13 protein-coding genes and 1 pseudogene are annotated in these 16,374 nt (G+C 68.6%); 7 read left to right on the top strand and 7 right to left on the bottom strand.

Annotated elements, in window-relative coordinates:
- Nucleotides 1-96: 96 nt before the first annotated feature.
- Complete coding sequence (locus ACWD3E_RS36745) at nucleotides 97-1,383, bottom strand: nucleotide sugar dehydrogenase (RefSeq protein WP_451391850.1); 1,287 nt, start codon at nucleotides 1,381-1,383, stop codon at nucleotides 97-99.
- Between the two features lie 246 nt (nucleotides 1,384-1,629).
- Between ACWD3E_RS36745 and ACWD3E_RS36740 the strand changes: the two genes are divergently transcribed.
- Nucleotides 1,630-2,700, top strand: coding sequence for an NAD-dependent epimerase/dehydratase family protein (locus tag ACWD3E_RS36740; RefSeq protein WP_451391849.1), 1,071 nt, complete (start codon nucleotides 1,630-1,632; stop codon nucleotides 2,698-2,700).
- 5 nt (nucleotides 2,701-2,705) lie between these two features.
- Nucleotides 2,706-3,869: an undecaprenyl/decaprenyl-phosphate alpha-N-acetylglucosaminyl 1-phosphate transferase gene (locus tag ACWD3E_RS36735; protein ID WP_451391848.1), complete on the top strand. Its 1,164-nt coding sequence runs from the start codon at nucleotides 2,706-2,708 to the stop codon at nucleotides 3,867-3,869.
- A 67-nt stretch (nucleotides 3,870-3,936) separates the two neighbouring features.
- On the opposite strand, the gene ACWD3E_RS36730 is transcribed toward ACWD3E_RS36735, so the two are convergent.
- On the bottom strand, nucleotides 3,937-4,455 hold the full coding sequence (locus ACWD3E_RS36730) for an acyltransferase (RefSeq protein WP_451391847.1): 519 nt from the start codon (nucleotides 4,453-4,455) through the stop codon (nucleotides 3,937-3,939).
- A gap of 83 nt (nucleotides 4,456-4,538) precedes the next feature.
- Here ACWD3E_RS36730 and ACWD3E_RS36725 point away from each other — a divergent pair, with 83 nt between their 5' ends.
- A complete protein-coding gene (locus ACWD3E_RS36725; protein ID WP_451391846.1) occupies nucleotides 4,539-5,768 on the top strand; it encodes a glycosyltransferase in 1,230 nt (409 codons plus the stop codon).
- 111 nt (nucleotides 5,769-5,879) lie between these two features.
- The gene (locus tag ACWD3E_RS36720) at nucleotides 5,880-7,184 is read left to right on the top strand and encodes a lipopolysaccharide biosynthesis protein (protein ID WP_451391845.1); all 1,305 of its coding nucleotides are present in this window, start codon (nucleotides 5,880-5,882) and stop codon (nucleotides 7,182-7,184) included.
- A 98-nt stretch (nucleotides 7,185-7,282) separates the two neighbouring features.
- Here the strand turns inward: ACWD3E_RS36720 and ACWD3E_RS36715 are convergent, their stop codons facing one another.
- The 5 genes from ACWD3E_RS36715 to ACWD3E_RS36695 form a co-directional block, all read right to left on the bottom strand.
- A complete protein-coding gene (locus ACWD3E_RS36715) occupies nucleotides 7,283-8,128 on the bottom strand; it encodes a class I SAM-dependent methyltransferase (RefSeq protein WP_451391844.1) in 846 nt (281 codons plus the stop codon).
- Between the two features lie 10 nt (nucleotides 8,129-8,138).
- On the bottom strand, nucleotides 8,139-9,377 hold the full coding sequence (locus ACWD3E_RS36710; RefSeq protein WP_451391843.1) for an O-antigen ligase family protein: 1,239 nt from the start codon (nucleotides 9,375-9,377) through the stop codon (nucleotides 8,139-8,141).
- Between the two features lie 35 nt (nucleotides 9,378-9,412).
- Nucleotides 9,413-11,332 (bottom strand): asparagine synthase (glutamine-hydrolyzing), encoded by a 1,920-nt coding sequence (gene asnB / locus ACWD3E_RS36705; protein ID WP_451391842.1) that lies wholly within the window; start codon nucleotides 11,330-11,332, stop codon nucleotides 9,413-9,415.
- 118 nt (nucleotides 11,333-11,450) lie between these two features.
- Entirely contained in the window at nucleotides 11,451-13,322 is a 1,872-nt protein-coding gene (locus ACWD3E_RS36700; protein ID WP_451391841.1) for a DUF4012 domain-containing protein, read from the bottom strand.
- A gap of 210 nt (nucleotides 13,323-13,532) precedes the next feature.
- The gene (locus tag ACWD3E_RS36695; protein ID WP_451391840.1) at nucleotides 13,533-14,234 is read right to left on the bottom strand and encodes an ArsR/SmtB family transcription factor; all 702 of its coding nucleotides are present in this window, start codon (nucleotides 14,232-14,234) and stop codon (nucleotides 13,533-13,535) included.
- Between the two features lie 65 nt (nucleotides 14,235-14,299).
- Here ACWD3E_RS36695 and ACWD3E_RS36690 point away from each other — a divergent pair, with 65 nt between their 5' ends.
- From ACWD3E_RS36690 to ACWD3E_RS36680, 3 genes and pseudogenes are all read left to right on the top strand, one after another.
- Nucleotides 14,300-15,634 (top strand): hypothetical protein, encoded by a 1,335-nt coding sequence (locus tag ACWD3E_RS36690; RefSeq protein ID WP_451391839.1) that lies wholly within the window; start codon nucleotides 14,300-14,302, stop codon nucleotides 15,632-15,634.
- A pseudogene (locus tag ACWD3E_RS36685) lies at nucleotides 15,631-15,768 on the top strand (isocitrate lyase/phosphoenolpyruvate mutase family protein); the annotation flags it as partial. The gene ACWD3E_RS36690 and the pseudogene ACWD3E_RS36685, both read left to right, overlap by 4 nt.
- A 43-nt stretch (nucleotides 15,769-15,811) precedes the next feature.
- A complete protein-coding gene (locus ACWD3E_RS36680) occupies nucleotides 15,812-16,363 on the top strand; it encodes an effector-associated domain 2-containing protein (protein WP_451391838.1) in 552 nt (183 codons plus the stop codon).
- Nucleotides 16,364-16,374: the final 11 nt, after the last annotated feature.

The following is a 16,374-nucleotide window of genomic DNA, read 5'->3' as shown; positions in this document are numbered from 1 at the left end:
ATCCCGGCAACTTCCGTGACAGTCAGGCACCTTCACGCGTGATCACACCAGGAGCCGCCGGGCTGTGGTGCGCGCCCAGTCTCGGCGCCGAGACCGTCAGAGGATCTCGACGCGCTCCCCTCGGCAGCGGTTGCGCGTGTCGAGCACGTAGCCCGCGGCCTCCTCGACGAGCGTGTAGTCGAAAGCATCGTGGTCGGTCACCACGACGACCGCGTCGGCCGCCCGGATCTCCGCCTCGGTGAGTTCCACCCGGGTGATGTCCGGGGGAACGAGGTAGGAGTCGGTGTGCGGCTCCGCCACGACCAGCCGGGCGCCGAGCTTGAGCAGTGACTGGGCGAGTACGAGAGCAGGCGACTCGCGGATGTCGCCGGTGTTCTTCTTGTAGGCCAAGCCGAGTTGCAGTACCCGTGAGCCCTTCACCGACTTGCCGCGTTCGTTCAGCCCGCGGGTGATCCGCCGGACGACGTGCTCAGGCATCTGGTCGTTGATCTCGTTCGCCAGGGTGATGAACCGGAGGTCCTGCTTCAGCACCCTCTTGACCTGCCAGGACAGATAGGAGGGGTCCACGGGCAGACAGTGTCCGCCCACGCCCGGACCGGGCCTGAACGGCATGAACCCGAAAGGCTTGGTACCGGCGGCCTCGACGGCCTCCCAGATGTCGGCCCCCAACTGCCTTGCCACCATGGCCATCTCGTTGACCAGAGCGATGTTGACATGACGGTAGGTGTTCTCCAGCAGCTTGGTCAGCTCGGCGGTGCGGCAGGAACTCACCGGCACGGTGTGCTCCACGATGTCGCCGTAGAAACGCTCGATGCTGCGCATTGACGCCGCGTCGATCCCGGAGATCACCTTGGGCGTGTTCTCCAGGTGCCAGTCGGGGTTCCCGGGGTCGATGCGCTCGGGGCTGTAGCCGAGGTGGAAGTCACCGCCCGCCTTCAGTCCGCTGCCCGCCTCCAGCAGCGGACGCAGCAGGCTCTCGGTCGTCCCCGGATACGTGGTGGACTCCAGGATGACGGTGGCGCCGGAGGTGAGATGCGGGGCGATACTCCGTCCGGCACACTCCACGAAACTCAGATCGGGTACGCCTTCGCGCAGGGGCGTCGGCACGGTGATGACGCAGACGTCGAATCCGTCGGTCTGCCCGTACTCGGTGGTGGGGCGGAAGCGGCCGCTGCTCACAGCGGCCATGAGGCGCGCGTTGCCGACACCTTCGATGTACGAGTCGCACGCATCCAGGCGCTTGACACGCAACTCGTCCGTGTCGACGCCGACGACCGTATATCCCGCTTCGACACCTCGCATGGCCAGGGGAAGACCTACGTAGCCCAGGCCCACGACGATCAGCTTGCCCCTGTCGGCATCGCGTCTCTGCTGCACCCTCATCACCTCAGGTACTCGGGGGGAATGGCATATGCCATCCCCATTGGCGCACGTGCGGCGTCGCTAAGGTAAGAACCTGCGTGATGTGTTTTGCGGGTATCACCCTGATTCCGTAACCGGCAGGCGCGCCGAGGGCCAACCTCACCTGACGAGGTTTCAATATCCGCTATTCATCGCATAGGTGAACGTTGGCTCAGCCGTTGAGCCCCGCGGAATTCCTACGCCCCCCGAACCGGAGTGAAGCCCCACATGGATCGAAGTTCGCGTTTCCTTGTCACCGGTGGAGCCGGTTTCATCGGCTCCCATCTCGTGGACGCGTTGTTGGCCGACGGACACAGTGTGGTGGTCCTCGACGACCTCACCACCGGACGGAAGGAAAACCTCCCCCAGGACGGATCGAACCCACGCCTCCGATTCCGCCATGGCTCCGTCCTGGATGCGCCGCTCGTCGACGAGCTGGTGCAAGAGTGCGACATCGTCGTCCATTTGGCTGCGGCCGTTGGGGTCAAACTCATCGTCGAGCAGCCATTGAGGTCGTTCATCACGAACACGAAAGGCACCGAGAACGTCATCGAGTCCGCGCAGCGGCACAATCGTAGAATTCTGCTCGCCAGCACGTCGGAAATCTACGGAAAGAACTCGTCCGGGCCGCTCAGCGAGACCTCCGACCGCATCCTGGGGAGCCCCTCCGTGGCCCGGTGGTCGTACAGCACGGCCAAGGCGGTGGACGAGATCATGGCCTGCCTCTACCACCAGGAGCGAGGACTGAGGTCGACCGTCGTCCGGTTCTTCAACACCGTGGGGCCCCGCCAGAGTCCGGCGTACGGCATGGTCATCCCGCGCTTCGCCATGCAGGCCGTGGACGGCGAACCCCTGACGGTCCATGCGGACGGCCGCCAGAGGCGCTGCTTCCTCCATGTCGCCGACGCCGTCGCGGCACTGCTGCTCCTGCTGGAGAACCCGAAGTCGGTGGGAGAGACCTTCAATATCGGCGCGGACGGTGAGATCAGCATCCGCGAGCTCGCCGAGCAGGTCATCACTCAGGCCGAAAGCGCCTCGAAGGTGGAGCATGTGTCGTACGACGAGGCGTACGGACCAGGCTTCGAGGACATGGAGCGACGGGTCCCCGACACGACGAAGCTCCGCGCCCTGACGGGTTGGCGCCCTCGGCACACCCTCACCGACATCATCAGCGATGCGATCGCGGACGCCCGTGCCGGACGGTGCGGCAACCAGTTGGATCGTGTGCCGGGCACCCCGGAGCAACGTCTCCCCCCGACCCGCCAGCCAGTCGCCGGGACCGCTCTGGCGGGGCGGTGACCGGCGTGAGCACCGGAGTGGCGACGGCGGGCGCGGCCGCCGTCGCCCTGCTGCTGGGCCTGCTGCTGACGGAGCCACTGAGGCGCCTGGCCCTGCGCCGTGGTATCACCGACCAGCCCAGCGCCCGCAAGGCGCACACCAGGCCAACGCCTTATCTCGGGGGTGTCGCCGTTGCGGTCGCCACCCTTGCCGTGGGCACGGCCGCGGCGTTCGCCGGGGACGACTTCGACTCGGATCTCGGCGTACTGCTGGGCAGCGCGGCTCTCATGTGCGTCCTCGGGCTGATCGACGATCTGCGCCAGCTCAGCCCGCGGCTTCGGCTGTGCGTCGAGACAGCGGCGGCCTCGGTGGTGGTGCTGGCAGGGGGACATCCCACCGTCTTCGGTGGCACGGTCGACGTGGTGATCGCCGTCGTGTGGATCGTTTTCGTGACGAATGCGTTCAATCTGCTGGACAACATGGACGGCGCGGCGTCGTCCCTGTGTGTCGTCCTCGGCGGATTCCTCTGCCTGACCGCCCTGACCGGCGGCGCGGAGGGCCTGGGAGCGGTGATGGCGGCCCTTGCCGGGGCGGGTCTCGGTTTCCTCTTCCACAACAGGCATCCGGCACGGATCTTCCTCGGCGACGCGGGCTCGCTCTTCCTCGGCTTCACGCTGGCCTCGACGACGGTGGTGGTCCACCAGGACGTCGTGGGCCTTTCCGGCCCTGTCGGCCTGCTGCTCGCCACCCTTGTCCCGACAGTGGACACCACGCTGGTGATGCTGTCCCGTTACCTGGAGTCGAGGCCCCTGATGCAGGGTGGGACAGACCATGTCGCCCACCGCTTGCGTCGCCTGGGCATGACGGTGCCGCAGGTCGCCTGGTGCCTCAGCGTCTTCGCGGTGGCGGGCTGCCTGACGGCGATGCTGGTGACTCATGGGGTGCTCGCTCCCGGCATCGCGCTCGTCGCCGCCTGCGCGGTGGGCGTCGGCGCCGTGCGACTGCTGCTCGCAGTTCCCTCCGGCGCGAAGGCTTCTCCGTATGCCGACGTCCCGGCCGGGGCGTCGGTGGCCGGCGGCGCCCGCGGCACGGTGCCGCAATCTCGTGAACACGTACGGCAACAAGCACAGGAAACAGGGAAGGGCACCACGCTGTCGTCGGCCACAGGCACTCGGGCCGCGCAGCAGTGATGACCGAGGGGCGACGGCGCCGGGCCTCAGGTCCGGCGCCGTCGCCCCTCAGTCGACAGACGTCCGCTCACTTCGTGCGGGCACGGATGACCCTGGCTGGATTCCCCGCCACGACGGTCTCGGCCGGCACATCCTTCGTCACGACGCTTCCGGCCCCGACGGCAGAGCCCCGACCGATGGTCACTCCCGGCAGGACAGTCACCCGGGCGCCGATGAAGACGTCTTCTTCCACGACGATGTCCTTATGCACCGAAGCCAGATCACGGAAGTGCTCTCCGGCTTTGGGAACGGGGTGGTCCCCCGTGATGAAGAGGCATTCCGGCCCCATGTTCACATAGGCGCCCAGGGATACGCGGCCCAGTCCGAGAATCCGGGTTCCCTGCCCGATCACGGCGTGTCGTCCCAGTCGCAGGGACGGCGGCAGGCTGACTCGGGCGTGGATCACGACCGGCCCCCGCACGTCCTCGCAGATCTTCTGCGCGCACCAGGCACGTAGGGTGCGCACGCCCGGCATACGCCAGTCCAGCCGCTGCGCAATCAGCTTGTAGAAGCAGCGGACCCCCCAGACGATGGGTCCATTATTCATACGGGCTTTCCTTTCATCAGAAAGGTGACACGCGGACGTGCAGCCGCCAAAACCGCAGCTTCGAGTAATGTGCCGCATATGCTATGGCAGCACGTACACGATTCACGGGAATAACGGGTGTGCCGCACATGCCATTGACTGACGAAACACCAGCAGCTCAGGCTGTGACCGCCGAGGACACCCGTACGGTTCAACTTCCCTCTCACATCGTCCTATTGATCGGGCAGCTCGGTCTCGGTGGTGCGGAGAAACAACTCGTTATGCTCGCCCGTGGGTTGAGCAGACGAGGCATCCGCACCCAGTTGCTGGTATTTTTCGACAAGGGGCCGCGCGAGGAGGAACTCAGGGACTCCGGCGTGTCCGTGGTAGGACTCGGGTTCCGGCGTCGGCCCCTGCGGTTGAAATCACTCCTCGGCAATGTCCGCGCCTTCGTTCGCTTTGTTGCCTTCCTGCGCAAAGAAAGGCCGCAGGTTGTCCAGGCGTTCCTGCCGCATGCCCACCTGATGGCCACTCCTGCGGCGCGGCTGGCACGTGTGCCGGTACTGGTGGCGGGGCGGCGAAGTCTCGGTTACTACAAGAAGGGCAACCCCTTGGCGCTCTTGCTGGAGCGGGTCGCCACACGATGGACGGACTCCGTGGTCGCCAACGCGACGGCGATCGCCGACGAGGTCCGGTGCGACGAAGGGGTACCGGCGGCCAAGATCTCCGTCATCCCCAACGGAATGCGGCCGAGAGAGTTCGAGGCCGCCGAACCCGCCGAGGTCGCCACATCACTGCCCGTGGTGTTGTGCGTCGCCAACCTCGGCGTCCACAAGGGGCATCGACACCTTCTGGAAGCCTGTGCGGCGCTGCGGCGCACAGGCGACCCGTGCACCCTCGTCCTCATCGGCGACGGTCCCGAGCGCTCCAGGCTGGAGCAGCTGGCCGACGACCTGGACATCGACGTCCGATTCCTCGGGGCCCGTACCGACGTGCCCCGTTTCCTGGCTCGGGCCGACGCTTTCGTCCTGCCGTCGCTGTTCGAGGGGGCCAGCAACGCCATCATGGAGGCCATGGCAGCCGGCCGTCCGGTGGTGGCCACAACGGTGGGCGGTACCCCGGAACTCCTCGACGGACGCGGTGTGCTGGTTCCCCCCGCGGACCCGGCCGCCCTCGCCGAGGGGTTGCGACAAGTGCTCCGCGACCCGGAAACCGCGGCTTCCCTCGGGAAGAAGGCACGCGAGTGGGCCATGGTCAACCTTACGGCCGAGGTCATGGTGGACCGGTACCTCGCTCTCTACCAGCGACTCCTGGTGGGCCGGTCGACGGCGTAGGGGGGCGAGCGACCCGGCCCGGCAGAGCCGGCCCGCTTCGAACCGTGGCACCGCACGCTTTCCGATCAGCCCCCGCCGGGCTGTTCGCCGTCCGGGAGGTCTCCCAACACAGTGGCTGACCGCAGACCGCAATTCGCCTGGATGCTGGTGGCCCGCGCAGGCACGCTCGCCATGGGTGTTCTCGCCAGCATCGTCGTGGCCAGGGTGCTGCCCCCCGAGGGGCGCGGCACCTACTACATGGCCGTCACGGTCGCCACGGCCGCGATGACGCTGGGCCATCTGTCCGTCGATCAGGCGCAGACAGCAATGTGGTCGCAGGAGGGGCAACGGTCCTCCCTCGATACGAACAGCGTTCCGCTCGGGCTCTTCCTCGGTACCGCTGCGGCTGCCGTGGCGATCGGGCTCGACCTGATGTTCCAGGGCAGGGCCAACGTCCCGGACACGTGGCTCCTGGCAACGGCCTGTGTGGGCGTGCCTCTGGGCATGAGCGTGTATTACGGGACCAACATCAGCATCCTGCGTGAACGTACGGGCGCGGCGGGACGCGCCATGCTGGCGGGCGCGGTCGCCCAGTGCCTGTGCCTGGTCGTCCTCGGGGTGACGGGACGCCTCACCGTCCGGATGGTGGTGGTCGCGTGGGTCCTCTCGATGGCCGCCTCCTTGGCGGTGCTGATCTCTGCGAGAGGGGTCACCCTCGGACGGCCGGACCTGCGTCTCGCCATCGCGACCTGCGCCAAGGGCCTGAGGCTCCACGCCGGTTCCGCGGCCGCGTACCTGCTGCTCCGGTCGGACGTCTTCCTGCTCAACGCTCTGCGTGGCCCGCGCGAGGTCGGGATCTACACACTCGCGGTGACCCTGGCTGACCTGAGCCGACTGGCCATTGATGTGTTCGCGCAGGTCACGCTCTCTCTCCAGTTCGACGGCGATGTGAGCGGCTCCGCGCTGGTCACGGTGCGGATCATCCGGTTCATGGTGCTGCTGGGCGTCGCGTCGGCGGTGACGACAGTGACCGCGGTGTCGGCTCTGATCACCCCCCTGTACGGCCACGCGTACGAGGACACGGCCACGCTCGTCGCCTGGCTGGTCCCTGGAGTCCTCCTGCTGTCGGCAGCCAAGCCGCTGTCCACGTTTCTGCTGCGACAGCGGTCCTCGCGTGTCGTCGTGCTTCCCTCGCTGGCCGCTCTCGTCATGAACGTGGGGGTGAACGCCGTACTGATTCCCGTCTGGGGTGCGGTCGGCTGTGCGATCGCCTCCACCGTGGCGTACGGGACGCTGGTCGTCATCCAGGTCGTGTATTTCAGCCGGAGGAGCGGACTCGGCTGGACATGTCTGCTCCCGACGAGCGCCGAGACGACACGCTTCACGATGGAAGTGAAACGCCGCTTCAAAGTACTGCGCATCGGCGGGGCGTCATGACTGTGTACGACGACTTCGCCGGCCTGTGGACGGCGACCGGGCAGCGCATGGTCACCTGATCCATGCGACTGCCCTGCCCGCCCACGACCGATCGAGGCTCATCCGCCGGTTACGGACTCGCGGGTGAACACGAACTCGTTACAGCCGATCCCCCCTCGACAGGTCTTCAGGTGGCGCAGTTCAAAGCCACGTTCGCGGCAGAAGGAGAACACTTCCTCGGGCGCGGCGACCTCGAAGGGGTAGCCTCCCACCCAGTCGACAAGGTCGTGCTTGCGTGACATGCCCCTGGGCCGGGGGACAGTCCCGTCCGAGGCGCCCCGGGCGCGCTTGGCCAGCCTGATTGCGGCACGCAGCGGGTAGTTCCTCCTGAGGTAGAGCTGGCTGCCGGTCAGCAGCAGGCCGCGCGCCACCGCCCCCGAGGTGTTGTAGTGCCGCTTTACCGACATCCAGACCCGGCTCTCCGGCCCCTGGTCGTTGTAGATCGACACGTACAGCGTTCCACCAGGAGCGACGAGGCCGCATGCCGCCTCCATCGCGGCCCAGAGATCGCCGGTGTGGTGCAGGACGCCCCACGAGTAGACGATGTCGGCCTGGTCCAGCCGCTGTACGAACTTCGCGTCGAGGACGGAAGCGCACTGGATGCTCCAGTCACTGTCCGGTGCGCATTCCTGGCGCAGTTTCTCCGCCGCCCGCACCGAGTCGGGGTCGTAGTCGAACGACCGCACCCGCGCACCCATGCGCAGGGCTGCCAGGGAGAAGAGTCCGCTTCCGCAGCCGATGTCCAGAAAGGTACGTCCGGTCAGATCGGTGGCGCCGAGAGCCGCCTCGAGCGACTCCCTGGCGCCGGCGATGCGTTCTTCGTCGATCAGTTGCCCGAATCGGAGCCAGTTCCGGCCGAACGCGAAGCGCCGGCCTTGGCTGATCTCGGTCTCGCAGTTGGTCATTCGACTTTCCTTACGTCGGGACGGGGAGGGTTGCGGGATCTGCCTTCCGGCGTCCCGCCCGGGCCAGCAGACAGCCCAGCGAGATCCAGAAGGGCGTGGAAATCACCAGGTCCGTAAGGGCGTTGGCGAAGAGCAAACCGGCCGCATACGACACGCACATTGCCTGGAGAAGGGCGTGATCAGCCGTGTAGCGGCGGGTGAGGCCGAGCCACAGCAGAGCCACCAGGAGGGCGAGAGTCACCAGTCCGGCCTCGGCCGCCAGCCTCAGGTAGTCGTTGTGGGTGTTGATGAAGACCCCCAGGGACGCCCGCGCGTATTCGGGGAACATCGTGTACCCGATGCCGCGCAACGGATGGTCGAGTGCCACCCGCATGGCCAGCACGGCCGCCTCCTTGCGCACCTCGGTGTTGGCGGTGAGCTCGGTCGAGGTCCTGCCGCCCAGCAGGTTGCCCTCCACCGAGTCCATGGTTCCCGGTAGCGCGATCACCGCAGTTACGATCGCAAGCGCGATCAGAAGCTTGTACCGCAGTCGACGGCGGGCGAGAAGAACACAGGCCAAACCCGCCGCAGCCATCACCAAAGCCCCTCGGGACCGCGTTTGCAGGAGCGCGAAGGCACAGACGGCAGCCGGCGCAAGCCACGGCCAGCAGCGGCCGAACCGTGCCAGCCCGACCATGGCGACGAGGGAGAGCGCGAGAGCGGCACCCAGGTAATTCGGATTCAGGCCCAGACCGATCAGACGGTCGGAGGCGTACTGCCCGCGCACGAGGAGGTATCCGGCGACCCCCGCCCCCGACCCGGCCACGACCTGCGCGATGCGCCGGGGATCGGGAGGTGCCAGGATCGAGGTCGCGAGCAGGCAGAGCCCCACCAGCAGGAGAGTCCATGATGTCCACGGCCGCTCGACGGGGAGATGCTCCTCCGGCAGCAGACAACTCACCGTGACCGCGGCAGCCATGAGCACGATCAGCACCAGGTCCAGGCGCGGCCACACGCCGTTCAACACGATCCGGAACAGCAGCGGTGCTACGGCGCCCAGGACCATCTTCAGCACCGCACCGCCGGGATCGACGGCTGCTGCTGCCGGCACCAGCGCGAGCAGCATCAGCAGCGCCACGTCCGGCCGCGGCCAGACCACGACGGCGAAACAGATCGCCACTGCCGCGGCGGCGGCCGCGGCGCCGTGGAACAGCGCCAGGTACACGGCGACCGGCCCCGCGGCCAGCAGCCCCACCCGGCCGATCACCACGGTCGAGAGCCGTCTCGTGGCCGACCCGAGAGGGCTCATCGGGCCGCCTCGTCGACTCCGGACATCTGCCGGGGAAGCTCGGACCGGGGCTGGTCGACGAACCTGCGATGCCAGAGTTCGAACTGCATCAGTGCCCAGATCCGTCGCGCGTGATTTGCTCCGGCCTCGTGTTCCACGAGCATGGTTCTGACCGCGTCAGGCCGGAAGAACCCCCGGTCCACCGCCGTCCGGTCGGTCAGCACGTCCCATGCCACGTCCTTGAGATCCGTACGCAGCCACTGAGCCATCGGAACCCCGAATCCCTGTTTGGGCCGGTACAGCACCTCGCGGGGGAGCCAGTCCTCCAGCGCCTTCTTCAGCAGGTACTTGGTGGTGCCGCCCCGCACCTTCAGCTCCGCGGGAAGCCGTGCCGCCCACTCCATGAGGTGATGGTCCAGGAACGGCGACCGGGCCTCCAGGGAGTTGGCCATGGTGGTGATGTCCACCTTCACCAGGAGGTCACCGGGAAGGTAGCTGTTCACGTCGACATCCATCAGCTGGTTGATCCGGCTGACCGCATGCGATGCGCGGAAGGCCTGCTCCAACAGGTCGTAGCTGTCGCTTCCGGACGTCGCCTCGCGCAGTTGCTCCGTGTAGAGGTCCTGCTTCTGCTCCGGCATGAAGTACGACATCATCCGGGCGTAGCGACGCTGCGACGTCTCGCCCAGCATGGTCAGGGCAAGGCCGGCCCGCCGCCGGCGTGAACCGGCCGCACCGGACGCGAGGAGGGTTCGGCCCAGGTGCCTGAGGGCCGGGTGTGCGGCTCGGTGAACCCGGAACCGTTCCATGTGCGCCGCGCGGGCATAGCGCGTGTAACCACCGAACGACTCGTCACCGCCATCGCCGTTCAGGGCCACCGTCACGTGCTGGCGGCTCAGTTTGGCCACGTAGAAAGAGGGAATGGCGGAGGAATCGGCGAACGGCTCGTCGAAATACCATGCGAGCGTGGGCAGGATGTCCAACGCCGAGGCGTCCACGACGAATTCGTGGTGATCGGTGCCGTACTGCTGTGCCACGACCCGGGCGTGCGCCCGCTCGTCGAACCGGGCATCCTCGAAACCGATGGCAAATGTCTTCACCGGCTTTCCGGAAGTCCGCGCCATGGCTGCCACGACGGCGGAGGAGTCGACGCCACCGGAGAGAAAGGCTCCCAGCGGCCGTTCCGACATCATGCGAATTCGTGTCGCCTCGAGCAGAAGCTCCCGGGTTCGTTCGGCCGCCTCCTGTTCGTCGGCGACCGCGGCCGGGGAGAAGTCGAGCGTCCAGTAGCGGCGTACCTGTACCTGGCCGCCCTGCCAGGTGAGCAGGCAGCCGGGTGGCAGCTTGCGGACACCGCGGAGGATCGACCAGGGTGCCGGCACGTACTGGTAGGTCAAGTAGTGGTGGAGGGCCTCCGGATCGACTTCGCGGCGACTGCCGGCGACGGTGCTCAACGCCTTGAGTTCGGAGGCGAAGGCAAGCGAACCGGCGGTTTCCCGGTAGTACAACGGTTTCTTGCCGACGCGGTCGCGGGCCAGCAGCAGCCGTTGTCTGCCCGTGTCCCAGACGGCGAGAGCGAACATGCCGCGGAGATGGCGGGCCAGGTCTTCGCCGTACTCCTCATACAGGTGGACGATGCATTCGCTGTCGCCGTTCGTGTGGAAGGTGTGACCGCGGCTGAGCAGTTCTCTGCGAAGATCCGGGTAGTTGTAGATCTCTCCGTTGAAAACCGCGACCACGCCGCGGTTTTCGTTGAAGACCGGTTGGTCTCCCCCTTCGACGTCGATGATGGCCAGCCGTCGCATGCCGAGGGCGACGTGGTCATCGGTGTAGAAGCCCTCACCGTCCGGGCCGCGATGGGCGAGTAGGTCGCACATCTCCTTGACGGCTGCCGGATCGGGTGACGCCGTTGACACCATGCCTGCTACACCGCACATGGGCCCTCCCTGTCTGGGTTGAAAGGCGAGGAAAGGTAAATGGATCACCGAACGTATCCGGAAAGGGACCATACTGATGCAATCGGCGCATAGCGCGTAACTCGCAGAGTCCTGCTCCTCACGCCACCCGGTGAGCTCTACGTGTCATGTCCCGACACCCCGTCCCGGGGCGCACCGTCACCCGCAGCGGGCGGGTCAGCGGTTGGCGCAGGACCGTGGGCGTTCGATCGGACACGGGCTCCAGCAGGTTCAGCGTCACCGTCCGGGTCTTGCCGGCGGGGACCTCGATCTTGAGCGTGTACACCGGGTGTCCTCGCTCGATGCCCGGGGCCGCGAGGGCGGGCCTCCCGTCCAGGGTCGCCCCGACCAGTCGCGTCCCTGCGGTCGCGAAGTAGGAGACCAGCAGCTGATTGTCACCCTCGCGAATCGCGTGAGCGGGCTTGTCCAGCCGGTCGGTGACGTAAGCGGGGAGGCCTGTGGACGGCGCGCGGTTCGTGAGGACCGCCTTGACGGTGACCTTGCGGCCGGCGGCGGTGCAGCGATCGGAGGACCAGTCCAGCGCGCGGTCGAGGTAGTAGTCCAGCTTGGTGCCGGCGGCGTTGTTGAGCACCAGTCCGGCGTAGGGCTCGGGCCCCTGCGGCACGATGCCACCGACCGGGTGCGCCGCCAACTCCTGTTCCTCCTGCGCATGGACGCTCCATGCGGTCATCTGTCCGCTGCTCAGCACCTTGTACAGACCCTGAAGCAGGGCGGGCCGCCGCTGGGGATCGCCGGCGGCGGCCAGCATCCGCCCGGCAGCGGCGCGGGCCACGTCCAGCAGGAAGGCCTTGCGCCTGACGGGATCGGGATACATCGCGTAGTTGGCCCGCTCGGTGAGATCCACCACGTTCTCCGCGGTGACGAGTGTGCCCTCGGCCGTCCGCGTCGGCCCGACGACCGCCAGCAGTCTGGCGAGCGCACCCGGATCCAACGACAGCACACCGTCGACACGCTCCCCGCTCTTGATGTGCCATGCGGCGGACCAGATGCGCGCGGCATAGGGAAAGTGGGGGCTCATGTTGGAGTTCGGCCAGGTGTGCAAAGAATCGTGCTGCGCGTACATGGCCGCGAACTCGGAACCCAGGTTGATGTCCGGCCGGGCGGTCGCCATGTCGGTGTCCCGTCCGAACTCCGGCAGTGCCAGCCGGCCCCTGTCGGCCGTCAGCACGGCGTAAGCACCGGGCATTCCGCCGGTGGCGCGTGCCTCCGCGGGGTTCTGAAACACCAGGAGGTAACGGCGCCGGCCGTCCTCACCCAGCATCGGAGGCAGCAGGCGGGCGCCGGCAGCGGCGTTGTCCATGGCGGGCGCCATGCGGTCCAGCCCGCCGAGGAATTGGCCTCGGGCCCGGTCCACGGCGGACAGCCAGGTCCGCTGCGGCAGCCCGTCCACCTCCGCCCGGGCCATGGCCACCTCATGTGCCGCATGCTCGAGGTCCGGTGCGGCCCTGCGTAGTTCCGAGAGGTTGACATGGCTGCCGCCGGCGTCGGCTTTGAGGCGGCCGACGGTGCGTACCACGGCGGGCAGCGCCTTTCCGGCCAGCCGGTCCAGCGCGTCGGTTGTCCCGCGTACGGTGTGGAAGGGGCCGCCGATGGCAGGCAGATGCGCTGCCAGGTACCACGCCGGTCCGGTGGTGAGCCAGTGCGCGCGTGCGGCCCGTTCCGCCACGGAGCGAGCGGCATGTCGGGCGAGTTCGCTGCGGCTCGCACTGTGCCCTGCCCCCGAGTCTGTCCCGGGGGCCGCCGTCAACGAGCTGCGAAGTGTTGTCAACTCGCCTCGGACCTCGGCGAGTTCGTCGCGAACCAGCAGGCCTGTGGCGACGATCCAGCCCAGTCCCGTGAGGAGTAGGGCCATGACCGCCATGGCTCCCCACAGCAGCAGCCTGGTGCGACGATGGGCGGAACTGCCGGGGAGAATGCGGTTGGTCCACGCCATGGCAGGCCATCTGAGCATGGGGATCGGGCTCCTCCTGCTGTCGGCCGGTCTGTGGCCAGGGGGCTCTTCCGTCGTTCGTATCACCTCTCGGCGCTCCTCCCGCGTATGCGTCGCCGAGGATGTCCACTAATGCGACATAGCCCCTGAATCATCTGATGTGCCTAAATATGGTCATCATGCTCAGGGCTGCGGTCCGGCCACGGCCTGGCGGGCCGGTCTGAGCCGCGCTCAGTCGAGGGTGATGCCGAACAGGCTGTGAAGGGCGTCGGCGCCGGGCGGGGTTACCTGGAGGGCGCGGCCGGTGCCGATGGGTTCGAGCCAGCCCGTGTCCATCGCGTGCGCGCGTAGCGCTGCGCCGAGGACGCCGGCGAGGTGGGGGCGGCGTTCGGTCCAGTCGAGGCAGCTGCGGACCAGCGGACGGGAGCCGCGGCGCATCTTGTCCACGTCGATGCCGATGCCGGCCAGCCATGCGCGGCCTGGTGCCGTCACGGCCAGACCTGTGTCCTTCGTGACGACGCCGCGTGCCAGCAGGGCGTCGGCAAGGGCGACGCCGAGGCGGCCGGCGAGGTGGTCGTAGCAGGTCCGAGCGCGCGCCTCCGCGCTGCGGCGGACGCTGTCGCGCAGGTTGCGCGGCGCAGGTGCGGGCGCGGTGTCCGACTCCGCCGCGAACGCAGCCATGTCCTCGACCAGCGCGGCGGTGGCGGGCCCGGCCAGGCGCAGGTAGCGGTGCCGTCCCTGGCGTTCCTCGGCCAGCAGTCCTCCGGCGACCAGCCGGGACAGCTGCTCGCTCGCGGTCGATGCCACGACGCCCACGTGATGGGCCAGTTCACCCGCCGTCCAGGCGCGGCCGTCCAGCAGCGCGAGGCAGATCGCGGCCCGGGTGGGGTCGGCCAGGAGCCCGGCCAGCCGGGCCAGAGGTTGCGCGGACATGCGGCCATCATGCCCCGGCCACGGTTCGGCGCCCGCCGAACTCTCCCGCACCTAGCGTGGGCCGCATGACGCTCTCCGACCCGCCCGCCCGCTCGTCCCGTGTCACCGCGTACGCCGATGCCCGCGCGGTGCTCGACCAGCCGCAGCTGGTCCCCGAACCCGTCACCGACGCGGCGGACGCGCCCGACGGCTCCCTGGCCTGGCTGCGCGCCACTGTCGCCCGCTTCACCGGCGATGCGCGCGCACACGCGCGTCGGCGCGCCCACGCGATGGCGGAGCTTGCGCGCCTGGACCCGCGCGAACTGCGCTGGGCGGCTGCCGGCTCGGCGGTCGGCGCGGACGAGCGGCACACGGTCGTCCGCATCCTGGCCGAGGAGCTGGGCCTGCCGGGCCCGGCCGCGGTGGCCGACGCAGTCATGACCGTCTCCGCCGGGTACTTCGGCAGCGACCTGACGCCCACGCAGGCGAAGACCGCCGACGAGGCCGTCGCGTCCTTGCTCGCCCGGACCGCCCAGGACGACGGCGTGGAGGACCTGGAGTCCGCCGCGCAGCGGATCGGGCTGTTGGTGCAGGCGTGCGACGCAACCGCCCGGTTGGTCGAGCACGCCCGCCGGGCCGCGCCGGACGGGCTCCCACCAGGTGGCGCGGACGCCCTCCTCGCCGAGGTGCTGCGGCAGGACCCGCCGGTGACCGCGCTGCGCCGACGGGCACTCGCCGACGTGCGCGTGCGGACGATGGACCTCCGGGCCGGGGAGGTGGTCCTCGTCGACGTGGCCGCCTCACAGCAGGACGCGGTCACCGGCAGCGACCAGCCCGATCCGGACACCGGCTCCCACGACGATCCGTCCCCTCTCGCCTTCGGCGCGGGGCCGCACCGGTGTCCGGGCCGGGCCCAGGCACTGGCGCTCGCCGCCGGGCTGCTGGAGCGGGACGACCCGGCCGCGCAGGTCACCGAGGCGGTCGCACGGGTGCTGGACCTCGCCGCGACCTGGACCGCCTGGGACGGGCGACCGATGGCGGTGGACGACCGCGTCTACACCCCGCACAAGGCGATCCGCCGGGTCGCCGACCATCTGGTGGATCACCTCGCCGAGTTGGAGGCCCGCCTGGCGGGTCAGGAACCGCAGCCGGACCACTGGCACGCCTCGGCGACCACCACCCCGGCCGACCTCGCGCCGTTCACCACGGAGGACCTCGACGAGGCGCGCAGCCGCCTGGTCCGGCTCGGCAGGATCTGGTCCGACCGCCTCGGGGCGCTGAGCGACGAGCAGTTGGACCGCTCGCCCGGCCAGGGCTGGTCCTTCCGACTGCTCGCCGCGCACGTCGCCAACTCGCTGGACTACTACGCCGGGGCCGTCGGCCGCCTCGGCGCCGCTGCCGACCCCGAGGAGCAGGTATGAGCACAGCCGCCCCCTCCGCCGCCATCGCCTTCCGCGACCTGCACCACCACCCCGGCGCGCCGTTGTTGCTGCCGAATGCCTGGGACCATGCCTCAGCAGCCGCGCTGGCCGCAGCCGGCTTCGCCGCCGTCGGCACCACCAGCCCGGCCCCTCGGGGTGTACGCGATCGCTCCCGAGATGGAGGCACTGGACTGGCGCGAGGCGCTGCCCGGGACGCTGAGCCGCCGTGGCACTCCGGAGGCGGTCGACCGTGTGAGGGCTCTGGCGGCCGACTTTCCCACTCGCCTGAACCTGCGAGCCGCGCTGGTGTCGGCACGGGCCAACTGTCTTGCGGCGACGTGGACTCCAGTGAACCTCGACGAGGTCGTTGCCATCCTGGCCGGCGTTGACCTCCCTTCCGATCCCACGTTTGCCGAAGCCGAACCAGCGAAAGCATTGGAGGCCTTCCAGGACATGGGAAGCCACGCATTCCGCGAGGGCATCGTGCGGGATATGCAGCAACTCATGAATTCGGACCGGCTGCTTCCCATCCCGGATCACAATCTGGCGCGTGACCACTTCCGGGCGATCGCCCGGTACCTCTACGGGGAGGGCGGCCCGGAAGCCCGACGTGCCCTGCTCAAGGCACTCGAAGAAGCCCGTCCCGACGAGAGAGCCCTGGAACCGCTGAGAGGTCTACTTGCGGTGCGCGACGGTCGACCAGCAAGAGGTGCTGCCCAAGCGCAGTGAGTGGTGGAGCG

It is taken from the genome of Streptomyces sp. NPDC002676, from assembly GCF_053592455.1.
This window is presented reverse-complemented; position numbering and strand designations above follow the sequence as displayed.